The sequence below is a fragment of the Fructilactobacillus myrtifloralis genome (genome assembly GCF_024029335.1).
GTDB classification, from domain to species: Bacteria; Bacillota; Bacilli; order Lactobacillales; family Lactobacillaceae; genus Fructilactobacillus; species Fructilactobacillus myrtifloralis.
Genome location: NZ_CP097116.1, coordinates 983,157 through 1,002,938, shown reverse-complemented (window position 1 = coordinate 1,002,938; position 19,782 = coordinate 983,157). Strand labels below are relative to the sequence as shown.

Annotated in this window: 12 protein-coding genes, 2 tRNA genes and 3 rRNA genes; 4 read left to right on the top strand and 13 right to left on the bottom strand. The window is 48.0% G+C overall.

Going from position 1 to position 19,782, the window contains the following annotated elements; translation table 11 throughout:
• Nucleotides 1-13: 13 nt before the first annotated feature.
• Nucleotides 14-616, bottom strand: a complete 603-nt coding sequence (locus M3M35_RS05030) for a 5' nucleotidase, NT5C type (protein ID WP_252749576.1) — start codon at nt 614-616, stop codon at nt 14-16.
• Nucleotides 617-810: 194 nt separating this feature from the next.
• A complete protein-coding gene (locus M3M35_RS05025; protein WP_252749575.1) occupies nt 811-2,256 on the bottom strand; it encodes a catalase in 1,446 nt (481 codons plus the stop codon).
• 122 nt (nt 2,257-2,378) lie between these two features.
• On the opposite strand from M3M35_RS05025, the gene M3M35_RS05020 reads away from it, so the two are divergent.
• Nucleotides 2,379-2,996 carry an NADPH-dependent FMN reductase gene (locus tag M3M35_RS05020; RefSeq protein WP_252749574.1) on the top strand — a complete coding sequence of 206 codons (618 nt, stop codon included), beginning with the start codon at nt 2,379-2,381 and terminating at the stop codon, nt 2,994-2,996.
• 117 nt (nt 2,997-3,113) lie between these two features.
• On the opposite strand, the gene M3M35_RS05015 is transcribed toward M3M35_RS05020, so the two are convergent.
• The 3 genes from M3M35_RS05015 to M3M35_RS05005 all read right to left on the bottom strand — a co-directional run bounded on the left by M3M35_RS05015 (nt 3,114) and on the right by M3M35_RS05005 (nt 4,582).
• Nucleotides 3,114-3,704 (bottom strand): cadmium resistance transporter, encoded by a 591-nt coding sequence (locus M3M35_RS05015; protein WP_252749573.1) that lies wholly within the window; start codon nt 3,702-3,704, stop codon nt 3,114-3,116.
• A 167-nt stretch (nt 3,705-3,871) separates the two neighbouring features.
• Nucleotides 3,872-4,222, bottom strand: a complete 351-nt coding sequence (locus tag M3M35_RS05010) for a type II toxin-antitoxin system PemK/MazF family toxin (protein ID WP_252749572.1) — start codon at nt 4,220-4,222, stop codon at nt 3,872-3,874.
• A gap of 81 nt (nt 4,223-4,303) precedes the next feature.
• Nucleotides 4,304-4,582, bottom strand: coding sequence for an AbrB/MazE/SpoVT family DNA-binding domain-containing protein (locus M3M35_RS05005; protein ID WP_252749571.1), 279 nt, complete (start codon nt 4,580-4,582; stop codon nt 4,304-4,306).
• 388 nt (nt 4,583-4,970) lie between these two features.
• On the opposite strand from M3M35_RS05005, the gene M3M35_RS05000 reads away from it, so the two are divergent.
• Genes M3M35_RS05000 through M3M35_RS04990 form a run of 3 tightly spaced genes read left to right on the top strand, consistent with a single transcriptional unit; the run spans nt 4,971 to nt 8,338 of the window.
• Nucleotides 4,971-6,200, top strand: coding sequence for an MFS transporter (locus M3M35_RS05000; protein ID WP_252749570.1), 1,230 nt, complete (start codon nt 4,971-4,973; stop codon nt 6,198-6,200).
• The gene (locus tag M3M35_RS04995) at nt 6,184-7,755 is read left to right on the top strand and encodes a bifunctional metallophosphatase/5'-nucleotidase (protein WP_252749569.1); all 1,572 of its coding nucleotides are present in this window, start codon (nt 6,184-6,186) and stop codon (nt 7,753-7,755) included. The genes M3M35_RS05000 and M3M35_RS04995 overlap by 17 nt, the downstream gene beginning before the upstream one ends.
• Before the next feature lie 16 nt (nt 7,756-7,771).
• On the top strand, nt 7,772-8,338 hold the full coding sequence (locus tag M3M35_RS04990; protein ID WP_252749568.1) for a hypothetical protein: 567 nt from the start codon (nt 7,772-7,774) through the stop codon (nt 8,336-8,338).
• Between the two features lie 100 nt (nt 8,339-8,438).
• On the opposite strand, the gene carB is transcribed toward M3M35_RS04990, so the two are convergent.
• The 8 genes from carB to M3M35_RS04950 all read right to left on the bottom strand — a co-directional run bounded on the left by carB (nt 8,439) and on the right by M3M35_RS04950 (nt 19,486).
• Nucleotides 8,439-11,612 carry a carbamoyl-phosphate synthase large subunit gene (carB, locus tag M3M35_RS04985; RefSeq protein ID WP_252749567.1) on the bottom strand — a complete coding sequence of 1,058 codons (3,174 nt, stop codon included), beginning with the start codon at nt 11,610-11,612 and terminating at the stop codon, nt 8,439-8,441.
• Nucleotides 11,613-11,627: 15 nt separating this feature from the next.
• A complete protein-coding gene (locus M3M35_RS04980; protein WP_252749566.1) occupies nt 11,628-12,707 on the bottom strand; it encodes a carbamoyl phosphate synthase small subunit in 1,080 nt (359 codons plus the stop codon).
• Between the two features lie 265 nt (nt 12,708-12,972).
• Nucleotides 12,973-14,262 (bottom strand): cation:dicarboxylate symporter family transporter, encoded by a 1,290-nt coding sequence (locus tag M3M35_RS04975; RefSeq protein ID WP_252749565.1) that lies wholly within the window; start codon nt 14,260-14,262, stop codon nt 12,973-12,975.
• Between the two features lie 113 nt (nt 14,263-14,375).
• Nucleotides 14,376-14,492, bottom strand: a 5S ribosomal RNA gene (gene rrf, locus M3M35_RS04970).
• Between the two features lie 69 nt (nt 14,493-14,561).
• Nucleotides 14,562-17,477: ribosomal RNA gene (locus M3M35_RS04965) — 23S ribosomal RNA — on the bottom strand.
• 166 nt (nt 17,478-17,643) lie between these two features.
• Nucleotides 17,644-17,716: transfer RNA gene (locus M3M35_RS04960), tRNA-Ala, on the bottom strand.
• A 35-nt stretch (nt 17,717-17,751) separates the two neighbouring features.
• Nucleotides 17,752-17,826, bottom strand: a tRNA-Ile gene (locus tag M3M35_RS04955).
• Nucleotides 17,827-17,910: 84 nt separating this feature from the next.
• Nucleotides 17,911-19,486, bottom strand: a 16S ribosomal RNA gene (locus M3M35_RS04950).
• The 16S, 23S and 5S rRNA genes sit together here with 2 tRNA genes alongside, the layout of an rRNA operon.
• Nucleotides 19,487-19,782: the final 296 nt, after the last annotated feature.

Here is a 19,782-nt window from a genome sequence, read left to right as displayed (position 1 = left end):
TTGTTCTCCTTTATTATTCCCAAGTTGCTGCATGAAAATCTTTTAAATCACCGTGAATGAGATACGGGTTCGGACGCGCGTTCGCTGCCGTAATCGCAGCTGGCAACGCCTGCCCCTGTTCCTGGTTTTCGGCGATGTCTAAGAGGAAGTTGGTTAGTTCGTTCTTCCACTGCAAGCGTTCGTCAGCGCCGTATTGTAACCAGGCACTCGGAACCGCTGGATCCACCCAGGCACTCGCCCCGTGGTACGGCCGATCGTCAACCAGTAACCCCCCAGTTCGATGCACCAAGCCCTTGTCATGCGCGATAATTACCCGTTTGTAAAAGGGATTCTCCGCCCCGGCACCAAAGTACTGTTGCAACCAGGCCAGTTTATCCTGCCAGGCACTCGGATTATCCCACGGGGCCGTTGAGAGCACGTACATTTCGTAGTGCTCTGCGAGTTTGGGCACACTCGTTAGGATCCCTGGCAACGGCGCTAAATCCCGAAACACTCCCGTGATTTGGTCGGGCTTGGGTTTGGTAAATGGGAGCCTTGCCAATTCGTTCAAGACTGGAAGGGTATTAACCATCACGTTGTCCATGTCTAAAAATAATTTTGGTTTCGTACCTGTCATCCTCGGACCTCACTTTTAAAAATTACCGGAGCATTGGACCCGCTCCCTCTACTACCGATGATAAGGGAAGCCGGCATAAATGCAACTGAAATGCCTCTCGGTCACCTTAACTATTCTCATTTTACCACCACTTCCACTGCGGGAGAAACACACAAAAAAGAACAGCATCGCAAAGATGCCGTTCTTAAATTGGGTTATTCTTTAATTTCGTCTAAATCAAGTCCGAGTGCCTCTGCAACCCGCGTTCCGTACTCTGGATCCGCCTTGTAGAATTGCTTCGTTTCTAACACTTGAATTTCATGGTTATCAAAGGAGCCTAGGCCACCCTTAATCGTCTTAATGAGCCGATCTTTTTCTTCCGGACTCATCAACCGGTACAAGGCCCCAGCTTGTGAGTAGTAATCCTGGTCGTACGGCCGGTATGCTCCGGTTGCCCCTTGTAATTGTTCCGGCGTAATGGAAGCGTGCGGATCTTCAACTGGACCATTTTTACTGTTCGGTTCGTAGTTAACGTCGCTTCCTTGATTATCAGCCATGAATCCGTCGCGTTCGTAATTGTGAACTTCATTAATGGGCCGGTTAATCTTCAGTTGTTCGTAGTTAGCTCCTAGCCGGTACCGTTCAGCATCCTTGTACGCAAAGAGCCGTCCCTGTAACAACTTATCTGGAGAAGCTTCGATCCCTGGAACCAAGTTGGCTGGTGAGAAGGCAATTTCTTCCACGTCATCGAAGTAGTTCGTTGGATTTTCGTTCAACGTGAACTCACCCACTTCTTGCAGCGGATAATCGTGGTGGGAAACGACTTTGGTTACATCGAAAATGTCAGCGGGGTAGTCAATCCCTTCTTGGTACGGCAAGATTTGTACGTAGACCTTCCATGATGGATAATCCTTGTGTTCAATCGCGTCGTACAGGTCGTGCATGAGGTAATCAGTATCTTCAGAAGCAGCCTTCGCAGCCGTTTCATCCGTCATGTTTTCGACCCCTTGTTGGCTAATGAAGTGGTATTTAACCCAGTAAACTTCACCGTCTTTGTTGACCCACTTGTACGTATGGCTTCCGTACCCGTTCATCGTCCGGTAACTAGCTGGGTTTCCCCGGTCACCCATCAAGTAAGTAACCTGGTGGACTGATTCTGGTGAGTGAGACCAGAAGTCCCATTGCATTTCGTTACTCCGTAAGTGGGTCTTAGGATCCCGCTTTTGGGAGTGAATGAAGTCTGGGAACTTCAACGGATCGTTCACGAAGAAAATCGGGGTGTTGTTACCCACGATATCGTAAATTCCGTCTTGGGTGTAGAACTTAATGGCGTAACCACGCACGTCCCGAATCGTATCTGGGTAACCAGATTCTCCAGCCACCTGCGAGAACCGGATAGCCATCGGTGTCTCTTTGCCCACGCCGTTAAACATGTCGGCCTTGGTGTATTTGCTCATGTCATGCGTTAACTTAAAGACTCCCTTGGCACCAGCACCCTTCGCGTGCACGACCCGTTCTGGGATTCGTTCCCGGTTAAAGTGGGCGAGCTTTTCTAAAAGTTGGTAATCCTGCATTAAAACGGGACCACGAACTCCAGCCGTTTGGGAATGCTCGTTGTTAGCCCACGGTTGTCCGGCATCAGTTGTTAATTTATCTGCCATATTATGTTCCTCCTATTACGTAAAGTTATATGTAAATGACTCCAACCTTAGTACATAACAAAACCGTGTTACTGTCAACGTAAAAGCCTTATAATTAAGTGATTCAAACCTACGAAAATTCAATGATTAGAAAGTGTGTCCACATGGTTACCATTAACGTAATTTTAGGCAGTTCCCGCGCTAACGCCGCGGGTCGCCACCTCTTTAACTACCTGCAAACCCACCAACCGCCTTTTACCAATCCTGCTGACGTCCAGCTCAACTTCATGGACATTGCTAGTTACGACCTCCCCTTTTTCAATGAACCAGAAGCCCCCATGGATCATCCCAACCGGACATTAACACCCCCCGAACAGCAGTGGCTTAACGATTTACAGGCGGGTGATGGGTACGTGATTTTGACCCCGGAGTATAACCACTCAATCCCGGCCGTGCTTAAAAACGGACTGGATTACGTCGCCTTTGAAATGCAAGGAAAGCCCGTCCGCGTGCTTACATATGCTCCTAGTGCTCGTGGCGGTCAGTTTGCCTTTTTAGCCCTGTTACCGACCCTAAACCAGCTCGGTTGTTGGGTTCTGCCTAAGCCCACCATCATCGGGCGGGTGACGCAAAACTTTACGGCGGACGGAGAAATGCCAGTTGATGCCCCGGCAGCGGGACGCTATCCCGATCGGTTAGAGCGCATGCTGCAAGAGCTTGCTTTTTATGCGCAGCTCTTGCGGGAAAATCGCTTTGCATAACGCGCATCCGTTGCTAATTTAAAAACAGGCTCGGCCCCCATTTTGGGTGGACCGAGCCTGTTTAGATTTGGAATGAAACTACGTTCCTATCCTGAACATTGTTTTCCAGGAGCGAAATTATTTCAAAAAATGCTGAATCGTCCCACTCCCAAGTAACACGGAAAGACCCAGGTAAATATAAATGATTCCCGCTAGGTACCGACCGTAGCGATTTAAAATTCGTTCCAACTGTTTGTTCTTACTAATTAGCAGGGCAATCAGGAAAAAGAGGATCGCCATCACAATCATCACGATGTAAATTATCACTAGCTGTTGCACGGAACGGTGCACGAAAAGTGGGATGTACACGGCAATGTTATCGGCACCACAGGCCGTCACGGTAATGATGGCAGTATGTAGAGCCGTTCTCCATCTGGAATCATGATCGGTTTCGTTCATTTGGTTCCCAGAATCTGGGAAAAAGAGCGCTTGGATTCCAAAGTACAAGGGAAATAACCCCAAGAAGCCAATCATCCAGGTTTGGGTGACCGCCCCAACAATCGCCGCCAGGGCCATTGGTAGTAGAATCAAAACGTTGGTTCCAAGCACATCTCCGGCTAGCACCGGGCCATCCTGATGGTTGGCATGAATCAGTAACACCAGGACTAGGATGTAATCCATGTTGGTAGACACGTAGTAGGCGATGGCAGTTAAAATGGTAGAGAGCATAATTGACCTTCTTTAAAAACGTTTTAGCTCCCATTATACCGTTTTTGTTTTAAAATTTTTGTCAACATTTATATTTATTATAAAAATAACTGTTGACAAAATATATAAAAAATGTGACCATAAGCAATGATCACTTGCAAATAGTCACATTTTTAATAACTGATGTTTTAGTATGATTTATTAATTAAATCAAGTACTTTAGTCACAACATCATCTGGCATAATTCCCATTAGAACAGGATTTCTAGAACTAGGTTGAATAGTTCTTTCCTGGTCAGAAAGAATATCTCCGCGAACAAATTCTACTTCATCCGGAATCATAACCCTAGTGGGGAAGGACCTATGGGTATTAGTTATTGCAACTACCTTTACAAATCCGGTTTTACTATTAAATGCTTCATTTGAAACAACCAACACCGGACGTCTACCCGCTTGTTCGTGTCCTACAACTAAAGGTTCTGGATCACACCAAACTACTGACCCTTGTTCTAACAGATTAGAAGAATCATTACGATTCATTAAAATCTCCTTTCAAAATACCAGCTTTTAACGTCTTCAGTATCATAGATTTTATGATAGCTGGACAAAGGAGAATATGAATTAAATTGCTTCTTTACCTACACTTTTACCCCAATGCTCAACAAAATCATCAGGATTTTCTTTTTTATATGATTTTAAATCAAATCCTTCAAACAATTCATCGAATTCTGATGAATTGTTTTTTTTCTTTTTACTTAAAATAATTTTTCCATTATTTGAATCAATATCTATATTAAATAGTTGATTAGCTACATCAGTAACACCAATTTGTTTTAAAATAGTCTTAGGTATTATAATTCCATGGCTATTGCCAAAACGCTTTAACTTTAATGCATTCATAGCTAATCTCCCTTCTATTTTCCATATTCATCTTATTCTCCCTCTTCTCCTAATTCTACACAACTGCGGATTTCTCCGCATAGTTACGTTATCACAAAGTAATAACATTGTCAACCATTTAGTTATAACTTAGTACTAACATAATCCCAATAATTAAAAAGTAGTTACTTAATTATTGTAAAAATAAAAACGTAAACAATAATATATATTATTGTTGAGAATTCTAATAAAAGTGCTATTCTTATAAAAAAACAGGGCTTTAAGTTGGTTCAGAGAAACCACAAGCACGGTTATTTAACGTTAGCGAAACTCCATAACCAAAGTGATTTTGTGTCCTCTGAACCCTCAGACCCGGCCTTAATCACTTTTTTAATTTGGAGGAAGTCTTATGCACTTTAACCAGTTTACGAAATACCAAAAGCGGGTGTCCCTATCCACGGGCATCGGGTTCGTCCTCGAACGAATGGATTCCGCGTTCATCGGGCTCGCGTTAGCGTCCATCATCGCTACCTTACATATCACCAAGGCGGAGGGTGGCTTAATTCCCTCAATCACTGCCATCGGCTCCCTCTTTGGGGGCATCGGCTTTGGGATCTTAGCAGACAAATTTGGGCGGGTAAAAACCCTCAGTTGGTCAATCTTCATTTACGCGCTTGGCACGGCTGGCATGGGGTTAACTAACTCCTTCTTCATGCTGTGCCTGTTTCGGATCATCATCGGCATCGGAACGAGCGGTGAATACGGAATCGCGCTCACGATGCTCAGCGAGGCCTTTGCGAAAAAATGCATGGGCCGGATTTCGTCCGCAGCGGGAGTCGCTGGTCAACTCGGAGCCGTCCTCGCCTCGCTCCTAGCGGCTTTCATCATCCCTCACTATGGTTGGCACCTGCTCTTCTTCGTCGGGATTTTTCCCGTCATTCTAGCCTGGTTCATTCGCTTTCACCTGCCAGAAAGTGCTGACTTTAAGCATAATCACGAATTGGCGCAAACCAAAAAAGTCCAGCTTGGTGACTTGTGGTCGCTCTTTTCCACACCGCGCGAAGCATCCCTATCAATTCGGATTATCATTATGTTTCTAATTCACATTGCCGGTTACACCACGGTGATGAACTGGCTCCCCACGATTGCACAGGAACGAATGCACGTGAACGTCGCCAGTTCCTCCGTGTGGATGGTCTTTACCATCATCGGTATGGCCGCAGGGATTGCCGTCTTTGGTTACTTACAGGACCGCTTTGGCAGTCGCTTGGCCTTTGGTCTGTATCTCCTAGGTTCGGCAGCCTCCGTATACCTACTGATCATGGCGCAAACTAAAATCGAATTTGTGGCCGCCGGCACCATCGTTGGATTTCTGACTGATGGAATGTATAGTGGGTATGGGGCCGTAGTTAGCAGCCTCTACCCCAGCAAGAACCGGGCCACGGCAAATAACACCATCATGTCGATTGCCAAAACAATTGGAACCTTTACCCCAGTTCTAATCGGGTTCATCATGGACGTTTCGACGATTACCATGGTAGTCGTTTTCATGAGTGGTTGTTACCTAGTGAGCTTCGTGGTCATGATGTCAATTAAACAACTTCGGAAGGGACACCCGCGCTATGCCAAAAACAATTAAAATTCTATCCACGAGTGACGTGCATGGATACGTTTACCCGACCAATTACAGCACCAAGGAAAACTATACCGGGATTGGATTATTAAAGGCGGGGACCATTATTAAACAGGCTCGTGCGAAGGCCCAACCAGACGAAATCGTACTGGCCGTGGAAAATGGCGATTTGATCCAAGGATCTCCGCTTACCAGTTACTTAGCCGAGCACCCGCAGGCTCCGACGGCCTTTCTCACTGGAATTACGAGTCAGATTGGCTATGATGCCGGTATCTTGGGTAATCACGAATTTAACTACGGATTAGAGTACCTTCGAGCTGCAGAAGCAGACCGTAATTATCCCCTTTTAAATGCCAACATTGACGGTGCTGAGGCCGAACAGATCGCCGATGCTCCCTATCGAATCATTGAAGTCCAGGGCGTCAAGATTGCCATTTTAGGCTTAACCACCGCCTTTGTTCCGAACTGGGAGAAAGCCGCAAACATTGCCGGCTTAACCTTTCATTCCATTTTAACGGTTGCCCAGGACCTGGTGCCAAAACTCCGCCGCCAAGCCGACGTGGTGATTGTCGCTTACCACGGGGGCTTAGAAGCTGATCCAGAGACTGGTCAGCCCACCGAAGCCGCCACGGTTGAAAACGAGGGCTACCGGCTTTTAACAACCGTGCCGGGCATTGACGCCCTGATCACCGGGCACCAACACCGAGAACTAGCCGGGACGATTAACCACGTCCCCTTCACCCAACCCGGGGTGCGTGGCAGTTACGTTGGCCAAATCACTCTGACTCTGGATGAGCAACAGCACGTCCGCACCGGGAAAAGCACCCTGCTTCCCACGGCGGACGTCACCATTGATCCCAGCTTACTCCCAGCTACTCAGCTTGAAACCACCGTTGAGAACTGGCTCGAAGCCCCCGTGGGTACGGTTACCGGGGCCGACCTGCAAATTCATGATCCGATGCAAGCCCGCTTGCATGGTCATCCATACCTCACCCTAATTAATCAGGTCCAAATGGACGTGCTTGGCGTCGACATCTCTGGAACTGCCCTGTTTAATAATGAAATTACCGGGCTGAGCCCGCACGTTTCGATGCGCGAGATCATCAGTAATTATTCGTTCCCAAACGTGGCCGTCGCCGAACGAATCACGGGAAAAGAGCTGCGAGCCGCGTTGGAACAATCTGCCACCTTTTTCACCGTCCAGGCGGGGCAAATTGTCATCAACGAGGAATTCGTGAAACCGAAGTTACAACTGTATAACTACGACGTTTACAGTGGGATTGACTACGCGTTTGACCTTGCACAACCGCTCGGACACCGCGTCACCAAACTCAATTATCACGGACACCCAGTGACCGACGAACAGGAATTAACGGTGGCCATGAATAACTATCGGGCCATCGGTGGGGGCGATTATCAGATGTTTTCCATTGATAAGGTCGTCAAGCAGACCAGCGAAACGATCCCGAACTTAATGATTCAATACCTCAAAGACCACAATCCCTATCATGCTACCGAACCGAATAATTTCCGGGTAATCGTTAGCAACCACGATAAATAAACAGGAGGAGCTTAAGATGAAAAAAAGTTTAATTACATTGGGAGCTTGCCTAACGCTGGCATTTACACTCGCCGCTTGTGGCTCACATTCAACTGAATCAAAAGACCACCAGGCACCCAAAAGTAGTCAGCACGAAAAAGCAAAAAAGAAGGCCAAGAAGACAACCTCTAAAAAGCAAGAGCAACCAGCTGAGCAATCGAATGCTGACACGCAAAGTAACTCTGCTACTGGGACAAAGAACACCAATCAATCCAATAGTAATCAGCAAGCTACTGCTCAACCGGCCACACAAGCAACACAAAGCCAACCTAATCAAAATAGTAGTCAATCCAACACCTACTACCAGGGAAACCAACCAGTTAACCTACCCACTACTGATGGCGTCAGTAATGTAACTGATTATTGGCCTACCACCATGACCATCAACGGTACGAAACAATCAGTTATTGCGGGTTACACGCGGATGGGTTACTTCCAAATCTATACCAAGCAGCCCACCGATCAGGATTACAGCTTCACTTATAATGGTGAGGACTACCAAAAATACATTGGAGCGAGTGATTTAGATCAGATTCGCCAATAACTAACAACTTCCTAAATAAAAACAGCCACTAACTAATTAGTGGCTGTTTTTATTTAGTTTATAATTACGTGCTTTAACTGTGTTTCACATGAAACATCCACTACAGACTCTCAGTTGTAAACGATTGATCCTCCAACATTTGTAGGATAGCCGAAACCGTATCCAGTGAGGTGAACAATGGGACCCCATCCGCAATGGCTGCGCTTCGGATCATGGCTCCGTCCCGCTCACTTCCCTGCGTGTTCGAGACCGTATTCACAACCATTTGGATTTGCTTAGCGACCATCATATCCAGTAAATCATGATCAGCGCCCAGCTTTCCTACTTCTTGGACCGTGATTCCGTGTTCCGCAAAGTACTTTGCGGTGCCCGGTGTGGCAAGAATTTGGTAGCCCAACGCAGCAAACCGCCGCGCTAACTGCGCCGTTTCTTCCTTATCCTCATCCTTCACGGTTAATAACACCCGGCCGTGATCAGGGACGTGTAATTTGGCGGCTTCCAACGCTTTGTATAACGCCTTCGGGAAGGTTCGATCAGAGCCCATCACTTCCCCCGTCGACTTCATTTCGGGTCCCAGTAGCGTATCCACGTCGTTCAATTTCGAGAACGAGAAGACCGGGGCCTTAACGTGCACCAGTTTGCCTTCGGGAGCCAATCCAGAGTGATACCCCTGGCTAGCTAAACTCTCGCCAAGAATGGCTTTGGTGGCTACCTGAGCCATTGGAATCCCGGTGACCTTGCTAAGGAACGGGACCGTCCGACTTGCCCGCGGGTTCACTTCGATCACGTAAGCCTGGTCGTTATGCACTACGAACTGAATGTTCATGAGACCCACACAGTGTAACTCCAGTGCCAGCTTTTCCGTATACGCCACGATTTGTTGTTTAACGTGTTCTGACAACGTTTGGGATGGATAGACGGCCATCGAATCTCCGGAGTGAACTCCGGCCCGTTCAATGTGTTCCATGATGCCCGGAATCAGCACCGTCTTGCCATCACTGATGGCATCCACTTCACATTCTTTTCCGGTCAGATACTGGTCAATTAACACGGGATGATCGTGCGATACTCGGACTGCATTTTCCATGTAGTTTTCCAGGTCTTCACGACGCCGGACGATCTCCATGGCCCGCCCACCGAGAACATAACTAGGCCGGACTAGGACTGGGTACCCAATTTGGTCAGCAATTTGGAGCGCCGTAGCTGGATCTGTGGCAGTGCCCCCCACTGGTTGCGGAATGCCTAACTTTTTGATGACTTGGTCAAATTCATCCCGATCTTCAGCGCGGTTCACATCGGCCACGCTGGTTCCCAGGATCTTAACCCCGTGCTCTGCCAGTGGTTCCGCTAGGTTGATTGCCGTTTGCCCTCCAAACTGGACTACGACTCCAAGTGGTTGTTCCAAATCAATCACGTTGAGCACTTCTTCCACCGTCAGTGGTTCAAAGTACAGTTTGTCAGAAATGGAAGCATCCGTCGAAACGGTCTCTGGATTATTGTTCATGATGATGGCTTCGTAGCCCGCCTGCTTAATCGCTTCTACCGAATGAACCGTAGCGTAGTCAAACTCGACTCCCTGTCCAATCCGAATTGGTCCCGAACCTAAGACTAGCACCGCTGGCTTCTGACTAACCTGACTCTCATTTTCCCATTCGTAAGTACTGTAAAAGTACGGTGTTTGCGATTCAAACTCACCGGCACAGGTATCGACCATCTTATAAACTGGAACAATCCCATTTTCTAATCGATGCGTCCGAATCGCCGTTTCAGACTGATTCCACAGCTTGGAAATCGTGGCATCGGAAAAGCCGTACCGCTTGGCCTCCTTTAGAGTCGCCAGGTCTCCCGGTTCCGCAACTAAGGCTTGGCTAAGCTCCAAGATGTGTAACAGCTTATCCAAAAAGAAAATGTGAATCTTCGTCAGGGCTGCTAGCTGGTCAATGGAAACCCCGCGGCGCAATGCTTCGTACAGGTAAAAGAGGCGATCGTCACGAGCCTCAACTAATCCCGCTTCTAACTCTGCCTGACTAAGGTCATGCAAAGCCGGATCATCAAGGTCCTTTAGATCAATGTCTAACGACCGCACGGCCTTTAAGATGGATCCTTCAACCGTTCGTTCAATCGCCATGACTTCTCCGGTTGCTTTCATTTGCGTCCCAAGGTGGCGATCTGCCTGGGTAAACTTATCAAACGGCCAGCGGGGAATTTTGCAAACCACGTAATCTAGGGCGGGTTCAAATTCAGCGTAAGTCGTCCCCGTGACGGGGTTCATGATTTCATCCAGGTTTAACCCGACCGCAATTTTGGCGGCAATCCGAGCAATCGGATAGCCGGTCGCCTTGGAAGCTAGCGCACTGGACCGACTCACCCGGGGGTTTACCTCAATCACGTAGTAGTGCATGCTATTTGGATCCAAGGCCAGCTGAACGTTACAGCCCCCTTCAATTTTCAGGGCGCGAATAATGCGTAACGCGGCGTCCCGCAGCATTTGGACTTCATCATCCGAAAGGGTTTGCGTGGGGGCAAAAACGATTGAATCTCCCGTGTGAATGCCAACCGGGTCAAAGTTTTCCATATTGCAGACCACCATCGCGTTATCTGCGTGGTCGCGCATCACTTCAAATTCAATTTCCTTGTAGCCAGCGATACTTTGTTCAATTAAGACCTGGGTCACCGGCGATAGTTCCAGCCCGTTCGCGGCAATTTCTGCCAACTGTGCTTCGTCGTGGGCAATTCCCCCACCAGTGCCGCCCATCGTAAAGGCCGGGCGAACAATCACGGGATAACCGTGTTGTTCCGCAAAGGCGAGAGCCTGCTCCGTGGTGGTCGCAATCGTCGATTCTGGCACTGGTTCTCCAAGTTCGCGCATTAAATCCCGGAATTGTTCCCGGTCTTCGGCTTCGTTGATGGCCGCTAGATCCGTTCCAAGCAGTTGAATCTGTAGTTCATCTAAAACTCCAGCGTCGGAAAGTTCCTTGGCCATGTTCAACCCCTGCTGTCCCCCCAAGGTCGGGAGAATGGCATCCGGACGCTCCTTGCGTAACACCCGCGTCACGAACTCGAGAGTTAATGGTTCAATGTACACTTCATCGGCCACTTCCCGATCCGTCATAATCGTTGCCGGATTGGAGTTTACCAAAACTACTTCATAGCCCAATTCTTTTAGAGCCAGGCATGCCTGGGTTCCAGAGTAATCAAATTCAGCGGCTTGGCCAATAATGATTGGACCAGAGCCAATTACCATGATTTTTTTAACGTCCGTTCTTTGGGGCATGTTCGTCACCTTTCTCTATTTCTGCACGGGATTTTGATCAATTAGATCCATGAATTCATCAAATAAGTAGTCGGCATCGTGAGGACCTGGGGCAGCATCCGGATGGAACTGCGCCGAAAATGCCGGAAATTGTTGGTGTTGTAAGCCTTCCACACAGTGATCGTTAATCTCTTCTAGGAGGACATCTAGATCGGTCGCGGCTAACGAGTCCCGTTCGACCATGTAGCCGTGGTTTTGCGAGGTGAAATCAATCCGCCCGGTCACTAAGTTTCGAACTGGATGATTGAAGCCCCGGTGCCCAAATTTCATTTTGGTCGTGGTCGCTCCGTTCGCCAGTGCGAAGAGTTGGTGTCCCATGCAGATTCCAAGCAAGGGATACTTTTGCTCTACGGTTCTAATCATGTTCAAAGTCCGCTCTGGAACCGCCGTCGGGTCACCAGGTCCGTTGGTTAACAAGACCCCATCGGGATAAACTGCTTCAACGTCCTGAACCGTTGCCGTTGGTGGTAACACCACTACGTCACAATTCCGCTTGGACAGTTCCCTCAGAATCGAATACTTCAATCCAAAGTCAATCACGGCAATCCGCCGCCCTGTTGCGGGAGCAGAGTAGGCATTGTGAGTAGCACTTTCATTAATCGCCTGGGGATCACGCGACCAAGCTCGCACCCGCGCCAGGGTTGTCTCTTGCACGTCGTTGACGAGCGCGGCTTTCATTGCCCCAAATTGACGAATGTGCCGGGTGACCGCCCGGGTGTCAATCTCGCTAATTCCCGGAATGTCGTGTTGGGCCAAATAATCAGCCAGCGACATCGTCATCCGCCAGTTCGTGGTGCGCCGTGCTACTTCGCGAACCACCACTCCCTGACAGGTTGGAACCTGTGACTCTAAGTTATCGCGATTAACCCCGTAATTGCCGATTAACGGGTTGGTAAACATCAAAATCTCATTGTTATAAGATTGATCGGTAATGGACTGTTGATATCCAGACATTCCCGTGCTAAAAACCAGTTCCCCAATGCTTTCGCGCTCACTACCAAAGGCCGTCCCGGTGTAAATCGTGCCGTCCTCTAAGACTAAATACCGTGCTGCCACAAAAAGTCCTCCTTTGCCCTTTTCCAATAAAAAAAGCTACTCCGCGGTCTCCGGGAGTAGCTAAATTGAATTCATAATAAGCCTGAACCTCAATTGGTTTCTCACCGGAAACGATTAATTGATTAGATTAGTGTGGACGTTGGGCTCCGACGCTTGGTTAGTTTCACGGAACTAACTTACAAGCGCTGGTTACATTGCCAACTACCACAAGGTTTAATTTATCCTAGCATATCATCAAAGCTAAAAATGTCAATCTTTCTTTAGGTTAGGACGTTGCTTTTTGCTTAACCTGTTGGTAATAGGTAGCCGCCTTGTGGGCGTCAAATTCATGTTCCGAACTCCCAATCACGACGGTTGCTAACGAATTTCCAACCACGTTCACGGCGGTCCGACCCATGTCGATAAACCGGTCAATCCCTGCAATAAAGGTTAAGCCAGACATCGGAACCCCGATCGTTGAAACCGTAGCTAGGAGAACCACAAATGAAGCCCCTGGGACTCCTGCCATTCCCTTCGAAGTAATCATCAACACGAGCATCAACGTAATTTGCTGCCCGAGCGAGAGATGGATGTTATAAGCCTGGGCGAGAAACAGGGCAGCAATTGATTGATAAATGGCCGAGCCATCCAGGTTAAATGTATATCCAGTCGGAATTACAAATGAAACAATCGAGGGACTCACCCCAAAGCGATCCATTTTTTCAATCATCTTCGGCATTACTGCTTCTGAACTAGCGGTCGAAAAGGCCAGGACGATTTCATTTTTAATGACCACTAACAACTCGTACAGTTTAAAGTGACAGAGCCGTGCCACAATTCCCATGATGACCAGGACAAAGAAAATCATGGTTAGGTAAACCAACAGTACGAAGTAACCTAGCGGTAATAAGGCCCCAATCCCTAATTCCGCGAGGGTAACTCCGATCAGCGCACAGACCCCAATTGGAGCCAGGTGCATTACCCAGTTTGTAATTTTAAACATAACCTGCGACACTGCCGTCATAAAATCAATGATAATTTGGCCGCGTTCTCCAATTGCTGCTGTTCCTAATCCAAAGAAGACCGAAAAGACAATGACCGGCATCATGTCCCCCTTGGCAAGGGATGCAAAAATATTCGTGGGAATCAGCCCAATTAGCATCGACCACAAGCCCTCATTTTTAGAGTGTTGGGCGGTAGAGACGTACTTACTAATATCAACCGAGGAATGCATTGCATGGACGTCAATGAACGATCCGGGATGAGCGACGTTAGCAACTACCAATCCCATGATAATCGCCACGGTCGTCATCAGCTCGAAGTAAATTAACGTCTTGCCCCCGATCCGACCAACCTTCCGAATATCACCCATACTGGCAATTCCAACCGTTAAACACGAAACGACGATTGGCAATACGATCATTTGAATCAACCCAATGAACATGGTTCCAATGCTTTGCATGGCTGTGATGGCCGTTTGATTCTTATAAAAGACTACTCCTAGGATAATCCCCAGCAATAATCCCAGCATAATCTGCCATCCTAATGTAATCCGAAAAAAATGTTTCTGTTTCATTATCCTGGCTCCTTTATTCTGAACAATTGCCTTGATTATACAATAATTAGTTAGCTTTCACAAAAACACAAAAAAAGACGCCTTCGAATTGCTTCGAAAGCGCCTTTAAGTTCGCGTGGCAACGTCCTATCCTCGCAGGGGGCGATCCCCCAACTACTTTTGGCGTGCTAAAGCTTAACTACTGTGTTCGGCATGGGAACAGGTGTATCCTTTAGGCTATCGCCACCACACTACTGAGTGAACTTCGTTCCCTCAAAACTAGCTAATATTATTTTCTGCTGAGTCACCATTGCTCTTCCTTGGTTAAGTCCTCGACTGATTAGTATTAGTCCGCTTCACGTATCACTACGCTTCCACTTCTAACCTATCGACCTGATCATCTTTCAGGAGTCTTACTTCCATATAGGAATGGGAAATCTCATCTTGAGGCGAGTTTCACACTTAGATGCTTTCAGCGTTTATCTCATCCATACATAGCTACTCAGCAATGCGCCTGGCGGCGCAACTGATACACCAGCGGTATGTCCATCCCGGTCCTCTCGTACTAGGGACAGCTCCTCTCAAATTTCCTGCGCCCGCGACGGATAGGGACCGAACTGTCTCACGACGTTCTGAACCCAGCTCGCGTACCGCTTTAATGGGCGAACAGCCCAACCCTTGGGACCAACTACAGCCCCAGGATGCGATGAGCCGACATCGAGGTGCCAAACCTCCCCGTCGATGTGAACTCTTGGGGGAGATAAGCCTGTTATCCCCAGGGTAGCTTTTATCCGTTGAGCGATGGCCCTTCCATACGGTACCACCGGATCACTAAGTCCGACTTTCGTCCCTGCTCGACTAGTCAGTCTCGCAGTCAAGCTTGCTTCTGCCTTTACACTTACAGAATGATTTCCAACCATTCTAAGCAAACCTTTGAGCGCCTCCGTTACTATTTAGGAGGCGACCGCCCCAGTCAAACTGCCAACCAGACACTGTCTCCGAGCACGCTAAGTGCTCAGGGTTAGAGTGTTCACATAGCAAGGGTAGTATCCCACGGGTGCCTCCACCGAGACTAGCGTCCCGGTTTCAATGGCTCCTACCTATCCTGTACAAGCTATGTAAACACCCAATATCAAGCTACAGTAAAGCTCCATGGGGTCTTTCCGTCCTGTCGCGGGTAACCTGCTTCTTCACAGGTATCTTAATTTCACCGAGTCTCTCGTTGAGACAGTACTCAAATCGTTACGCCTTTCGTGCGGGTCGGAACTTACCCGACAAGGAATTTCGCTACCTTAGGACCGTTATAGTTACGGCCGCCGTTTACTGGGGCTTCATTTCGAGGCGTCGCCGAAGCTAACCTTTCCACTTAACCTTCCAGCACCGGGCAGGCGTCAGCCCATATACTTCATCTTACGATTTTGCATAAACCTGTGTTTTTGATAAACAGTCGTTTGAGTCTCTTCACTGCGGCTGACCTGACGGTCAGCACCCCTTCTTCCGAAGTTACGGGGTCATTTTGCCGAGTTCCTTAACGAGAGTTCTCTCGCTCACCTGAGGATACTCTCCTCGACTACCTGTGTCGGTTTGCGGTACGGGTAGTTAACTACTAACTAGAAGCTTTTCTCGGCAGCGTGACATTGGTTCCTTCTCTACTTTAATTTCGATCCTCATCATCGCTTGTCAACCCGATGAGAAGCATTTCACTCCTCACCTGACTTACGATTTGAACATACTTTTCCAATCGTATGCTAAACCTAGCCTTCTGCGTCCCTCCATCGTTCAAACATAATTAACTAGTACAGGAATCTCAACCTGTTATCCATCGCCTACGCTTCTCAGCCTCGGCTTAGGTCCCGACTAACCCTGGGAGGACGAGCCTTCCCCAGGAAACCTTAGTCATTCGGTGGATCAGATTCTCACTGATCTTTCGCTACTCATACCGGCATTCTCACTTCTAAGCGCTCCAACAGTCCTTCCGGTCTGCCTTCATTGCCCTTAGAACGCTCTCCTATCACGCAACGTAGTTGCGTCCGCAGTCTCGGTAATATGCTTAGCCCCGGTAAATTTTCGGCGCAGAATCACTCGACTAGTGAGCTATTACGCACTCTTTAAATGGTGGCTGCTTCTGAGCCAACATCCTAGTTGTCTAAGCAACTCCACTTCCTTTTCCACTTAGCATATATTTAGGGACCTTAACTGGCGGTCTGGGCTGTTCCCCTTTCGACGATGGATCTTATCACTCATCGTCTGACTCCCGGACATAAATCAATGGTATTCGGAGTTTATCTGAACTCAGTAATCCAAGACGGACCCCTCGCTCAAACAGTGGCTCTACCTCCATGATTCTAATTCCGAGGCTAGCCCTAAAGCTATTTCGGAGAGAACCAGCTATCTCCAAGTTCGTTTGGAATTTCACCGCTATCCACACCTCATCCCAGCACTTTTCAACGTACACGGGTTCGGACCTCCGGTGCGTATTACCGCACTTTCATCCTGGACATGGATAGATCACCTGGTTTCGGGTCTACGGCAACATACTAATTCGCCCTCTTAAGACTCGCTTTCGCTACGGCTCCGCTTCTTCGGCTTAACCTTGCATGCAACTGTAACTCGCCGGTTCATTCTACAAGAGGCACGCTATCACCCCTTAACGGGCTCTAACTGCTTGTAGGCACATGGTTGCAGGAACTATTTCACTCCCCTTCCGGGGTGCTTTTCACCTTTCCCTCACGGTACTGGTTCACTATCGGTCACTAGGGAGTATTTAGCCTTGGGAGATGGTCCTCCCGGATTCCGACGCCGTTTCACGTGTGGCGCCGTACTCAGGATCCTGAACTGAGGGAATTCAATTTCGCTTACGAGACTATCACTCTCTTTGGTGCAGCTTCCCAACTGCTTCAGCTATCAAATTCTTTTGTAACTCAAATGTTCAGTCCTACAACCCCGAACCACGAAGGTTCGGTTTGGGCTATTCCCAGTTCGCTCGCCGCTACTATGGGAATCGAAATTTCTTTATCTTCCTGTGGGTACTTAGATGTTTCAGTTCCCCACGTCTACCTCTCCGCAGCTATGAATTCACTACGCAGTGATTAGTCATGACACTAATCGAGTTTCCTCATTCGGAAATCTCCGGATCAAAGCTTACTTACAGCTCCCCGAAGCATATCGGTGTTAGTTCCGTCCTTCATCGGCTCCTAGTACCAAGGCATTCACCATGCGCCCTTCTTAACTTAACCTATAATCCTGCGGATTATAAATCATTGAGTTTAGCGATCAAACTATTAAAAAACTCAAATTACACAATGGTTGTTCTCGGTTGAAATTATATTAACAATATAATTCTTACAGAAAATAATATTATCTAGTTTTCAAAGAACCAAGCGGTACTAAAGTTAGTACCAATGGAGAATAGCGGGATCGAACCGCTGACCTCCTGCTTGCAAAGCAGGTGCTCTCCCAGCTGAGCTAATTCCCCAAAAGGTTAAATTGTAATGCCGAACCCGTCGGCGATGGGCCTAAGTGGACTCGAACCACCGACCTCACGCTTATCAGGCGTGCGCTCTAAACCAGCTGAGCTATAGGCCCAAAAAGCGCGGATATTATGTGAGAGTAATCCTCTCAAAACTAAACAAGACTTTGATCGGTGTAAGGTTCCGTATTATTCCTTAGAAAGGAGGTGATCCAGCCGCAGGTTCTCCTACGGCTACCTTGTTACGACTTCACCCTAATCATCTGTCCCACCTTAGGCGGTGGACTCCTAACGGTTATCCAACCGACTTTGGGTGTTACAAACTCTCATGGTGTGACGGGCGGTGTGTACAAGACCCGGGAACGTATTCACCGTGGCATGCTGATCCACGATTACTAGCGATTCCAACTTCATGCAGGCGAGTTGCAGCCTGCAATCCGAACTGAGAACGGCTTTAAGAGATTAGCTTGACCTCGCGGTTTCGCAACTCGTTGTACCGTCCATTGTAGCACGTGTGTAGCCCAGGTCATAAGGGGCATGATGATTTGACGTCATCCCCACCTTCCTCCGGTTTATCACCGGCAGTCTCTCTAGAGTGCCCAACTGAATGCTGGCAACTAAAGACAAGGGTTGCGCTCGTTGCGGGACTTAACCCAACATCTCACGACACGAGCTGACGACAACCATGCACCACCTGTCATTCTGCCCCCGAAGGGGACACCTAATCTCTTAGGCTAACAGAAGATGTCAAGACCTGGTAAGGTTCTTCGCGTAGCATCGAATTAAACCACATGCTCCACCGCTTGTGCGGGTCCCCGTCAATTCCTTTGAGTTTCAACCTTGCGGTCGTACTCCCCAGGCGGAATGCTTAATGCGTTAGCTCCGGCACTGAGAGGCGGAAACCTCCCAACACCTAGCATTCATCGTTTACGGCATGGACTACCAGGGTATCTAATCCTGTTTGCTACCCATGCTTTCGAGCCTCAGCGTCAGATGCAGACTAGACAGCCGCCTTCGCCACTGGTGTTCCTTCATATATCTACGCATTTCACCGCTACACATGAAGTTCCACTGTCCTCTTCTGCACTCAAGTTTCCCAGTTTCCGATGCACTTCTTCGGTTAAGCCGAAGGCTTTCACATCAGACTTAAAAAACCGCCTGCGCTCGCTTTACGCCCAATAAATCCGGACAACGTTTGCCACCTACGTATTACCGCGGCTGCTGGCACGTAGTTAGCCGTGACTTTCTGGTTAGATACCGTCACGCCGTGAGCAGTTACTCTCACAGTCGTTCTTCTCTAACAACAGAGTTTTACGAGCCGAAACCCTTCTTCACTCACGCGGCGTTGCTCCATCAGACTTTCGTCCATTGTGGAAGATTCCCTACTGCTGCCTCCCGTAGGAGTATGGGCCGTGTCTCAGTCCCATTGTGGCAGATTACCCTCTCAGGTCTGCTACGTATCATCGCCTTGGTGAGCTATTGTCTCACCAACTAGCTAATACGCCGCGGGTCCATCCAAAAGCACTAGCGCAAAGGCCAGCTTTCAAACTAAAACCATGTGGTTTTAGTTGTTATACGGTATTAGCATCTGTTTCCAGGTGTTATCCCCTACTTCTGGGCAGGTTACCCACGTGTTACTCACCAGTTCGCCACTCGGTCCGATCTAAAATCCAACCCGTGCAAGCACGGTTTTTCAATTAGGAGACCGCGTTCGACTTGCATGTATTAGGCACGCCGCCAACGTTCGTCCTGAGCCAGGATCAAACTCTCATTTTAAATGAGAACTTTACTAGCTCTACTTGATTTGTTTCTTAAAGCGAATTGACTTCGCAATTGTTTAATTTTTAAACTTCCGTTTAAAAATTCCTTACACTTTTGTAATCAAAATCTTGTTCAGTTTTCAAAGAACTACTCTACACTGCTCTTCAGCGCATAAATAATCATATCGCGTTTGTTAAACATTGTCAAGCACTTTTCAAAGATTCTCAAGGAAGTTTCGAAAAATCAGCCGACAGTTCTTAACGAACGATTACTACTATATCGTCCCCACTTCTAAATGTCAACCCTTTAGT

Bases quoted from the DNA above. Each gene is read 5' to 3' on its own strand.
- M3M35_RS05030 (WP_252749576.1), bottom strand. From the start codon at position 616: ATGACAGGTACGAAACCAAAATTATTTTTAGACATGGACAACGTGATG.
- M3M35_RS05025 (WP_252749575.1), bottom strand. From the start codon at position 2,256: ATGGCAGATAAATTAACAACTGATGCCGGACAACCGTGGGCTAACAAC.
- M3M35_RS05020 (WP_252749574.1), top strand. From the start codon at position 2,379: ATGATTAGAAAGTGTGTCCACATGGTTACCATTAACGTAATTTTAGGC.
- M3M35_RS05015 (WP_252749573.1), bottom strand. From the start codon at position 3,704: ATGCTCTCTACCATTTTAACTGCCATCGCCTACTACGTGTCTACCAAC.
- M3M35_RS05010 (WP_252749572.1), bottom strand. From the start codon at position 4,222: ATGAATCGTAATGATTCTTCTAATCTGTTAGAACAAGGGTCAGTAGTT.
- M3M35_RS05005 (WP_252749571.1), bottom strand. From the start codon at position 4,582: ATGAATGCATTAAAGTTAAAGCGTTTTGGCAATAGCCATGGAATTATA.
- M3M35_RS05000 (WP_252749570.1), top strand. From the start codon at position 4,971: ATGCACTTTAACCAGTTTACGAAATACCAAAAGCGGGTGTCCCTATCC.
- M3M35_RS04995 (WP_252749569.1), top strand. From the start codon at position 6,184: ATGCCAAAAACAATTAAAATTCTATCCACGAGTGACGTGCATGGATAC.
- M3M35_RS04990 (WP_252749568.1), top strand. From the start codon at position 7,772: ATGAAAAAAAGTTTAATTACATTGGGAGCTTGCCTAACGCTGGCATTT.
- carB (WP_252749567.1), bottom strand. From the start codon at position 11,612: ATGCCCCAAAGAACGGACGTTAAAAAAATCATGGTAATTGGCTCTGGT.
- M3M35_RS04975 (WP_252749565.1), bottom strand. From the start codon at position 14,262: ATGAAACAGAAACATTTTTTTCGGATTACATTAGGATGGCAGATTATG.